We start from the raw sequence: 8,237 nt of genomic DNA, 5'->3' as shown, positions 1-8,237 counted from the left end.
CCCGGAAGCTAAGACCCACAGCGCCGATGGTACTGCACCCGAGAGAGTGTGGGAGAGTAGGACACCGCCGGACCACCCTTAGGCTGCAGGCCCCACCACCGGTGGGGCCTGCACCCCTTTAACCACCACAACCACCACCAGGCACACCGCCCGCCGGCACCAAGGCATGAGTGGCACGGGTGGCCAGCTGCCCCGGCCCGCCGGCCGTCGATCGGTTCGTGACCAGCTGCGCCGACACGGACCCTGGGGCCGATCACCGGCCGGCACTACCGCAGGCCCCTCGGCCCTCACGTGGCCCGCCGGCGCTCCCCTGGCGCACAGGGGCCGCTGCGGGCAGCCGCGGGTTGCACCCGAAGCGAGGGGAAGTCGCAGCAGGACGGCAGGCGTTCGGCCTGATCCATCCACTCCCGTCCGGCAGGCGCCACACCGCATCGGATCGCGCGTCCGGGGCAGGACGTGATTGCATTGATGCAAGCGACTTATAGAACAATAGAGAACAGCGGAACGCGAGATGCGGCTGCTGTAAATGAGAGGAACTTCGCCGCCATGGCTGAGCAGGAACGCACGCACGGGGACTCCCCGGACAACGGAAAGCCGGCAGGCGGAGGAAACTCGGATCGAACCCAGGCCGCCGGGAAGCGGCACTCCTGGGGATCGAAGGGGGCAGCGCCGAGGTCGGCCGCAGAATCCGGCGGCCGTGACGATGCGGCCGCGGGCGCCCGCGGTGCTGCGCCGCAGCGGCGGGGACCGGTCTCCTCTTCGGGTACATCAGGCAACCGGTTCGGCGTCGCCTCCCGGGGCCGCGATGGCGCCCGTGATGGACAGCGCAGTTCCGACGGGCGCGGCGCCTACCAGGGCCGGGGTGGATCGGGTTCCGGCCGGGATGCCGGTGCCCCGCCTGCCGGTGGCCGCTATGCGGACCGCCCGGGCCTTCGCCCGGACCGCGCCGGCGAAGGACGCGGCAGTGAGGACCGCACTTCTTCCGACCGCAGTGCAGGGGGGCGCGGCGCGGGCGATCAGCGCTCCGGAGGGGGCTACCGGGGCGGCGATTCCCGTGGCGCCCAGCTGAGGGGCTCCGCCTCGAGGGGCGGTTCGTTCTCGGGTAACGCTTCCGACCGTCCCCGTTCCGGCGGCGCCGGAGGACGCAGCGGAGGCCCGGCTGACCGGCCCGCCTGGGCCAAGCGCCCGGATCAGGGCGCCGACCGGCGTCCCGGCGGACCAGGGGAGCACCCGCGCGGTGAGGGCCGGACCGGCTCCCGATTTGATGACCGGAGCGATGACCGGCGCGATGACCGGCGTGATGGCCGCCGCGACGAACGCGGCGGAGGTCCCCGTGCCGGTGGCCGGGGCGCAGGGGAGCGCGGTACCGCGCCGCGGCGCAGCTTCGGGGCCGGGGACGGTCCCCGGAGCGGCCCGCCGGCCGCGCCCCGCCAGCACAACGCGCGTGACCTGCGCAGCTCCAACCGGCCGGACCGGGAACGGTCCCCGGAGATCGACGAGGACGTGAAGGGCGACGAACTGGACCGGGTCACCCGTGCCCAGATCCGCAACCTCGAGGAGCGCAGCGCACTGTGGGTGTCGCGTCACCTCGTGATGGCCGGACGCCTCCTTGAGGACGATCCGGAGCTTGCATTCCAGCATGCCCTCGCCGCGAGCAGGCGCGGCGGACGGCTCGCTGCCGTCCGCGAAGCGGTGGGCCTGACGGCGTATGCCGCCGGCCACTACGGCGAGGCCCTGCGGGAGTTCAGGACGTTCCGCCGGATCAGCGGCTCCAATGCGCACCTGCCGGTCATGGCCGACTGCGAACGCGGACTGGGGCGGCCCGACCGGGCGCTCGACCTCGCCCGCAGCGAGGAGGCCGAGACCCTCGACGCCGCAGGCAAGGCCGAACTCGCCATGGTCGTCTCCGGCGCACGGGCCGACCTCGGCCAGCTTGAGGCCGCCGTGGCCGCCCTCGAGATCCCGCAGCTGGATCTGCACCGCGCCTTCTCGTTCAGCCCCCGGCTGTTCCGGGCCTACGCGGATGCACTCGACGCCGCCGGACGCACCGGGGAGTCGGAGAAGTGGCGCAAGCAGGCCAAGGTTGCCGAGTCCGCCCTGGGGGTGGAGGACCCCGCCGAGCCGGACATCATCGACCTCTTGGGTGATGACGAGGAAGGCGCGGCGCGTCCGGTACCGACGGTGGCCGAGGTCCTGGGCGGGACGAAGAAGGATGCCGCAGCCGACGGGACGGCCGAGGCGCCTGCTTCCGTCGTCGACGCCGATGGTGCTCCTGCCGGGTCTGAGGGCACCGGGACCGCCACCGATGGAGATAGTGCCGATGGTGAGGGCGCTGAGGTCGAGGACGGCGCCGGGACCGACAGCGCGGAAGGGACCGTCCTTCCGGCCGCGGATAACGACACGGACAGCACCCCCGGCGCAGGGGATGGGGACGCCCCTTCCGGGACCGCACCCGGCGCTGTGGCACCCATCAAGGCGGCCGAGGATTCCGTTGGAGGCTGAGGGGGCCCTGATCGGCGCCTATGACGCGGTCCTTTCGGACCTCGACGGCGTCGTCTATGCCGGCCCGCACGCCATTCCGGGGGCCATCGAGGCGCTGATGAAGCTCGCGGAGGTGGGGGTGAAGCTGGCTTACATCACCAACAACGCGTCGCGTTCGGCCGATGAGGTCGCGGCGCACCTCAGGAGCCTTGGCGCGCCGGCCCGGGGGGATCAGGTCTTCGGATCCGCCCTCGCCGGTGCCGAACTCCTGGCCGGGTTGGTTCCGGCCGGCTCCAAGGTGCTGGTGACCGGAAGCAGGACCTTGGCCGACGCGGTGCGGAGCCAGCAGCTGATCCCGGTCGACTCGGCCGAGGACGGCCCCGACGCGGTCATTCAGGGCTTCTCGCCCGAGCTCGGCTGGAAGGACCTCGCGGAGGCGTCCTATGCGATTGCGGCCGGAGCCGTCTGGGTTGCCACGAACACCGACATGTCGATCCCGCAGGCCCGCGGGATCGCCCCAGGCAACGGATCGCTCGTGGCGGCCGTCGAGGCCGCCACCGGGGTCCGCCCGGTGGTCGCCGGGAAGCCAGAGGCCCCGCTGTTCACCACTGCGGCGCGCCATCTGGGGTCGGAACGCGCGCTTGTTGTCGGGGACCGCCTCGACACCGATATTCTCGGCGGAAACCGGGCCGGCATGGACACCGCGCTGATCCTGACCGGGGTCGATTCGGTGCGCACCGCACTTGCTGCGGTGGCCGCCGAGCGTCCCACCTACCTGCTCCCGGACCTGGGGGGCCTGTACGAGTCCTACCCACCGGTGACCGCCGTCGACGGCGCATACCGCTGCGGAACCGATTCGGCCCGGCTCGAGGCAGGAGCCGTTCGGGTCGAGGGGAGCGAAAACAGCCTCAACGCGTGGCGGGCGGCCTGCGCTGCCTGGTGGGCGGCTGCGCCCGGGCTGGAGACGGCACGAATGCCGGACCTCCGCTTCACCGTCGCAGCGGCCTGAACCCGGGACGCTGTGACACTGTCAGAACCGACGAAGGGGGAAGGTGTGCGCGACGACGACGGCGGCGTTCCCGCTGACATATCCGAGGGTGCCCGGGACGGCAGCGTCCCGGACCCCGACGGCGAATCCGGTGCCGCCGCGGAGTCCTTCGGGCCCGGCGAGGTGCCGCCCACCGGGAATCCCTCCGTCGACGCCGTCCTCGGGAGACTCGCGGACCTTGGCGGACAGCCGGTGGGCGAGCACGCGGAATCCTACACGGCACTCCACGACGCCCTGCTCACCGAACTCAACGCGGAGGGCTGACCCGTGGCGCGCCTGGACCAGGAACTGGTCTCCCGTGGCCTGGCACGCTCGCGGTCCCATGCGGCCCAGCTCATCGCGGCCCGGCGGGTGTTCCGCGCCGGCGAGGTGATGCTCAAGGCCTCCGCACCGGTCAGCGGCGACCAGGAGCTGGCGGTCGCCGATGCCGGCCCCGAGTTCGTGAGCCGGGCCGGACACAAGCTCGCCGGCGCGCTCTCCGCCTTCCCCGGCGTCGCGGTCGCCGGGCGGCGCTGCCTTGACGCCGGGGCCTCCACCGGCGGATTTACCGATGTGCTGCTGCGGGCGGGCGCCCGCGAGGTGGCGGCGGTGGACGTCGGACACGGGCAGCTGGTGCAGGTGCTGCGGGAGGATCCCCGCGTCCACGTCTTCGAGGGGCTCAACGTGCGCTACCTCGACTCGGGCGAGATCGGGGGACCCGCCGAGCTGACAGTGGCCGACCTGTCCTTCATCTCCCTGAAGCTCGTGATCCGGTCCCTCGCCGCGGCCACGGTTCCGGGCGGGGACCTCGTGCTGATGATCAAGCCCCAGTTTGAAGTGGGACGCGGTGCCCTCAACGGCCAGGGCGTCGTGACCTCCGGGGCTGCCCGCAGGCGGGGCGTGCACGGGGTGATCCGGGAGGCACTTGCGGCTGGGCTGGAGGTGCGGGGCCTGGAGCAGAGCTCCCTGCCCGGCCAGGACGGAAATCTTGAGTACTTCCTGTGGGTGAGGGTGCCGCATCGGACAATGGACCCTAGGATCGAAGAGGACCTGGACCGCCTGACCGACGGGCTGCTCTCCACGAGCGCCGCATTCGGCGGCCGGGCGGAAGACAACGACGGAGCTGAATGACTAGGAAAATTCTGGTGCTTGCGCACACCGGCAGGCAGGACGCGATTGCGGCCGCCCAGCAGGCGTGTACGCGGCTCTCCGCCCTCGGGCTCACGCCCGTCATGCGGCCGGAGGAGGCCTCCGGGCTGCGGACGGCGTACGGCGCCGCCGCAGCACCGACCGAAACGCTGGGGGAGGAGGTCACCCTCGACGGCATCGAACTGGTCATGGTCCTCGGCGGGGACGGCACCATCCTCCGTGCAGCGGAGCTGGTGCGCAGCCGCGAGATTCCGCTCCTCGGGGTGAACCTCGGACACGTCGGATTCCTTGCCGAAAGCGAACGCGCCGACCTCGACGAGGCGGTCCGGTGGGTCGCCGAACGTGACTACAGCGTCGAGGAACGCATGACCATCGAGGTCTCCGCCTGGCAGGGCGATACGCTGCTCGGGGAAACGTGGGCACTCAACGAGGCGGCCATCGAGAAGGCCAACCGGGAGCGGATGATCGAAGTGGTCATCGAGGTCGACGGCCTGCCCGTCAGCTCCTTCGGATGCGACGGCATCGTGCTTGCCACCCCCACCGGGTCCACCGCCTACGCTTTTTCCTCAGGCGGACCCATTGTCTGGCCGGAGGTGGAAGCCCTGCTGATGGCACCCATCAGCGCCCACGCGCTCTTCGCGAAGCCGCTCGTTGTGGCTCCGACCTCCGTGCTGGCCGTGGAGATCCTGACCCGCACCGACGCCTGGGGGGTGCTGTGGTGCGATGGGCGCCGCAGCATCGACCTTCCGCCCGGCGCCCGGGTGGAGGTCCGGCGTTCCGATAACCCGGTCCGGTTGGCGCGGACCCGCCAGACTCCCTTCTCCGAGCGGCTCGTCCAGAAGTTCCAGCTTCCCGTCCAGGGCTGGCGCGGACCGGTCGCCTCCACCGGAAGGCACCTCCGATGATCGAGGAGATGCGGATCCGCGACCTCGGCGTCATCAGCGACGCAACGCTCACCCTGGGCCCTGGCCTGACCGTCGTCACCGGCGAAACCGGTGCAGGAAAGACCATGGTCATCACCGCCCTCGGCCTCCTGCTCGGCGCACGGTCTGACGCCGGTTCGGTCCGCCTTGGAGCGAAGTCGGCCTCGGCGGAGGCCATCGTGCGCCTCGAGCACGGCAGCGCCGTCGCCGAGCGTGCCATGGAAGCCGGTGCGGTCCTTGAGGAGTTCGACGGCACGGCCGAACTGATCCTGGCGCGCACCGTCACCAGCGAGGGCCGCAGCAGGGCCTACGTGGGCGGCAGGACGGCGCCCGTCGGGGTGCTCTCGGAACTCGGCGAGCACCTCGTCGTCGTCCACGGGCAGTCGGACCAGCTGCGGCTCAAGGGTGCCGCCGCCCAGCGCGGGGCCCTCGACAAGTTCGGCGGGCCGAAGCTCGCGGCCGAACTCGAGGCGTACGCCGGCAACTACCAGCGGTGGCGCGGCGCGATCGCCGAACGCAACCGGCTCCAGAGCGAGGCGAGGGAGCGGGCGCGGGAAGCCGAAAGCCTGACGGCGGCCCTCGCGGAGATCGACGAAGTCGACCCCCAGCCGGGGGAGGACGTCACCCTGAAGGCCGACTCGATGCGCCTCGGCAACGTCGAGGAGCTGCGGACCGCGGCCCTGACCGCCCATTCGGCACTGGTGTCCGAGGACTTCGGCGCCGCCGTGGACGCCGTCTCCCTCGTCGACGAGGCGAAGCGGCAGCTGGAGGGCGTGGCCGAGCACGACCAGGAGCTCGAGACGCTTGCCGGCCGGCTGGCCGAGGTCGGCTACCTGCTCGCCGACATCTCGGGGGAGCTCGCCGCGTACGGAACGGCCCTGGAGGGTGAAGGCCCCGGCCGCCTGGCCGAGGTGGAGGCCCGGCGGGCGGCACTGGCGGTGCTGGTGCGCAAATACGCGCCCAGCATCGACGAGGTCCTGCAGTGGCGTGAGGAGAGCGCCCTCCGCCTCGAGGAGCTCACAGGAGACTCCTCCCGCGTCGAGGAGCTCGAAGCGGAGATCGAAGAGCTCGACGCCGTCGTGCGCGCCGGTGCGGCCGCGGTATCGGCCCTGCGGCAGGAGGCCGCCCGGCACCTAGCCGAGCGGGTCAGCGACGAGCTGAGCGCCCTCGCCATGCCCGACGCCACGCTGCTCATCGAGGTCGCTCCGGCGGAGTCCCTGACCGTCCACGGCGGCGACGACATTTCCTTCAACCTGCGCCCGCACCCCGGGTCGGCTCCCCGGCCGCTCGGGAAGGGCGCCTCCGGCGGTGAACTCTCCCGCGTGATGCTCGCCATCGAGGTGGTGCTCGCCGCCGTCGACCCGGTTCCCACGTTCGTCTTCGACGAAGTCGACGCCGGCGTGGGCGGAAAAGCCGCCGTCGAGATCGGCCGGCGGCTGGCCATGCTCGCCCAGCACGTCCAGGTCATCGTGGTGACCCACCTGCCCCAGGTTGCGGCCTTCGCGGCGCGCCATGTCCGGGTCACAAAGAACGTGCATTCGACCGGTGGGGACGGGGAAGACGGCGGATTCACAGCCAGTGATGTGCAGGTGCTGCCCGAGGCGGAGCGCGTGCGAGAACTTGCCCGAATGCTTGCGGGCCAGGAGGACTCAGCCTCCGCCCGCGCCCATGCCGAGGAACTCCTCGCGGATGCGGCACGGACCACTTCCAGATGATAGGCTCGAACTCCGTGGTGCAGCAAACAAACTCCCGGTTCCAAAAGTCCGCAAAGACGACCAAGCACATCTTCGTGACTGGTGGCGTAGCCTCCTCCCTCGGCAAGGGATTGACGGCGTCAAGCCTCGGTCACCTGCTTCGGGCACGGGGACTCTCGGTCACCATGCAGAAGCTTGATCCCTACCTCAATGTCGATCCCGGCACGATGAACCCGTTCCAGCACGGTGAGGTCTTCGTCACCGAGGACGGCGCCGAAACAGACCTCGACATCGGCCACTACGAGCGGTTCCTCGACGAGAACCTCGACGGCTCGGCGAACGTGACGACCGGTCAGGTGTACTCGACCGTCATCGCCAAGGAGCGCCGTGGGGAATACCTCGGCGACACCGTTCAGGTCATCCCGCACATCACCGACGAGATCAAACGGCGCATGCGCCTGCCGGCCGAACCGGTGGCCCTGAAGAAGGTCCCCGACGTCATCATCACCGAAATCGGTGGAACCGTCGGCGACATCGAGTCCCAGCCGTTCCTCGAGTCGGCCCGCCAGGTCCGCCAGGACATCGGACGCAACAACGTCTTCTTCCTCCACGTGTCGCTGGTTCCCTACATCGGCCCCTCCCAGGAACTGAAGACCAAGCCGACGCAGCACTCGGTCGCGATGCTCCGCTCCATCGGCATCCAGCCCGACGCCATCGTGATCCGCTCCGACCGCGAGGTCCCCACCGCGATGCGCGAGAAGATCGGACGCATGTGCGACGTCGATGTCGACGCCGTGGTCAACGCCGCCGACGCCCCGAGCATCTACGACATCCCCAAGACCCTCCACCGGCAGGGGCTTGACGCCTACATCGTCCAGTCGCTCGACCTGAAGTTCAAGGACGTCAACTGGACCAAGTGGAACAAGCTCCTCGACGCTGTGCACAACCCCAAGCACCACGTCG

General features: G+C 70.8%; 8 protein-coding genes. 7 read left to right on the top strand and 1 reads right to left on the bottom strand.

Features of this window, described 5'->3' with window-relative positions:
- Positions 1-768: 768 nt before the first annotated feature.
- Positions 769-1,437, bottom strand: coding sequence for a hypothetical protein (locus QZX79_RS11330; RefSeq protein WP_294568385.1), 669 nt, complete (start codon positions 1,435-1,437; stop codon positions 769-771).
- Positions 1,438-1,503: 66 nt separating this feature from the next.
- Here QZX79_RS11330 and QZX79_RS11325 point away from each other — a divergent pair, with 66 nt between their 5' ends.
- From QZX79_RS11325 to QZX79_RS11295, 7 genes are all read left to right on the top strand, one after another.
- The gene (locus QZX79_RS11325) at positions 1,504-2,502 is read left to right on the top strand and encodes a hypothetical protein (RefSeq protein WP_294568384.1); all 999 of its coding nucleotides are present in this window, start codon (positions 1,504-1,506) and stop codon (positions 2,500-2,502) included.
- On the top strand, positions 2,492-3,490 hold the full coding sequence (locus QZX79_RS11320; protein ID WP_294568383.1) for an HAD-IIA family hydrolase: 999 nt from the start codon (positions 2,492-2,494) through the stop codon (positions 3,488-3,490). Before QZX79_RS11325 ends, QZX79_RS11320 begins: the two co-directional genes overlap by 11 nt.
- A gap of 45 nt (positions 3,491-3,535) precedes the next feature.
- Entirely contained in the window at positions 3,536-3,793 is a 258-nt protein-coding gene (locus tag QZX79_RS11315; protein WP_294568382.1) for a hypothetical protein, read from the top strand.
- 3 nt (positions 3,794-3,796) lie between these two features.
- The gene (locus QZX79_RS11310; RefSeq protein WP_294568381.1) at positions 3,797-4,639 is read left to right on the top strand and encodes a TlyA family RNA methyltransferase; all 843 of its coding nucleotides are present in this window, start codon (positions 3,797-3,799) and stop codon (positions 4,637-4,639) included.
- The gene (locus tag QZX79_RS11305; protein ID WP_294568380.1) at positions 4,636-5,562 is read left to right on the top strand and encodes an NAD kinase; all 927 of its coding nucleotides are present in this window, start codon (positions 4,636-4,638) and stop codon (positions 5,560-5,562) included. The genes QZX79_RS11310 and QZX79_RS11305 overlap by 4 nt, the downstream gene beginning before the upstream one ends.
- The gene (gene recN / locus QZX79_RS11300) at positions 5,559-7,295 is read left to right on the top strand and encodes a DNA repair protein RecN (RefSeq protein WP_294568379.1); all 1,737 of its coding nucleotides are present in this window, start codon (positions 5,559-5,561) and stop codon (positions 7,293-7,295) included. The genes QZX79_RS11305 and recN overlap by 4 nt, the downstream gene beginning before the upstream one ends.
- Positions 7,292-8,237: CTP synthase (locus tag QZX79_RS11295; protein WP_294568378.1), on the top strand; the 946-nt coding region annotated here is incomplete at its 3' end. The genes recN and QZX79_RS11295, both read left to right, overlap by 4 nt.

Source organism: uncultured Arthrobacter sp. (assembly GCF_902805515.1).
In the GTDB taxonomy this organism is placed as follows: Bacteria; Actinomycetota; Actinomycetes; order Actinomycetales; family Micrococcaceae; genus Arthrobacter_D.
Note: the sequence above shows the minus strand (reverse complement) of the source record. Positions and strands in the feature narration are given on the sequence as shown.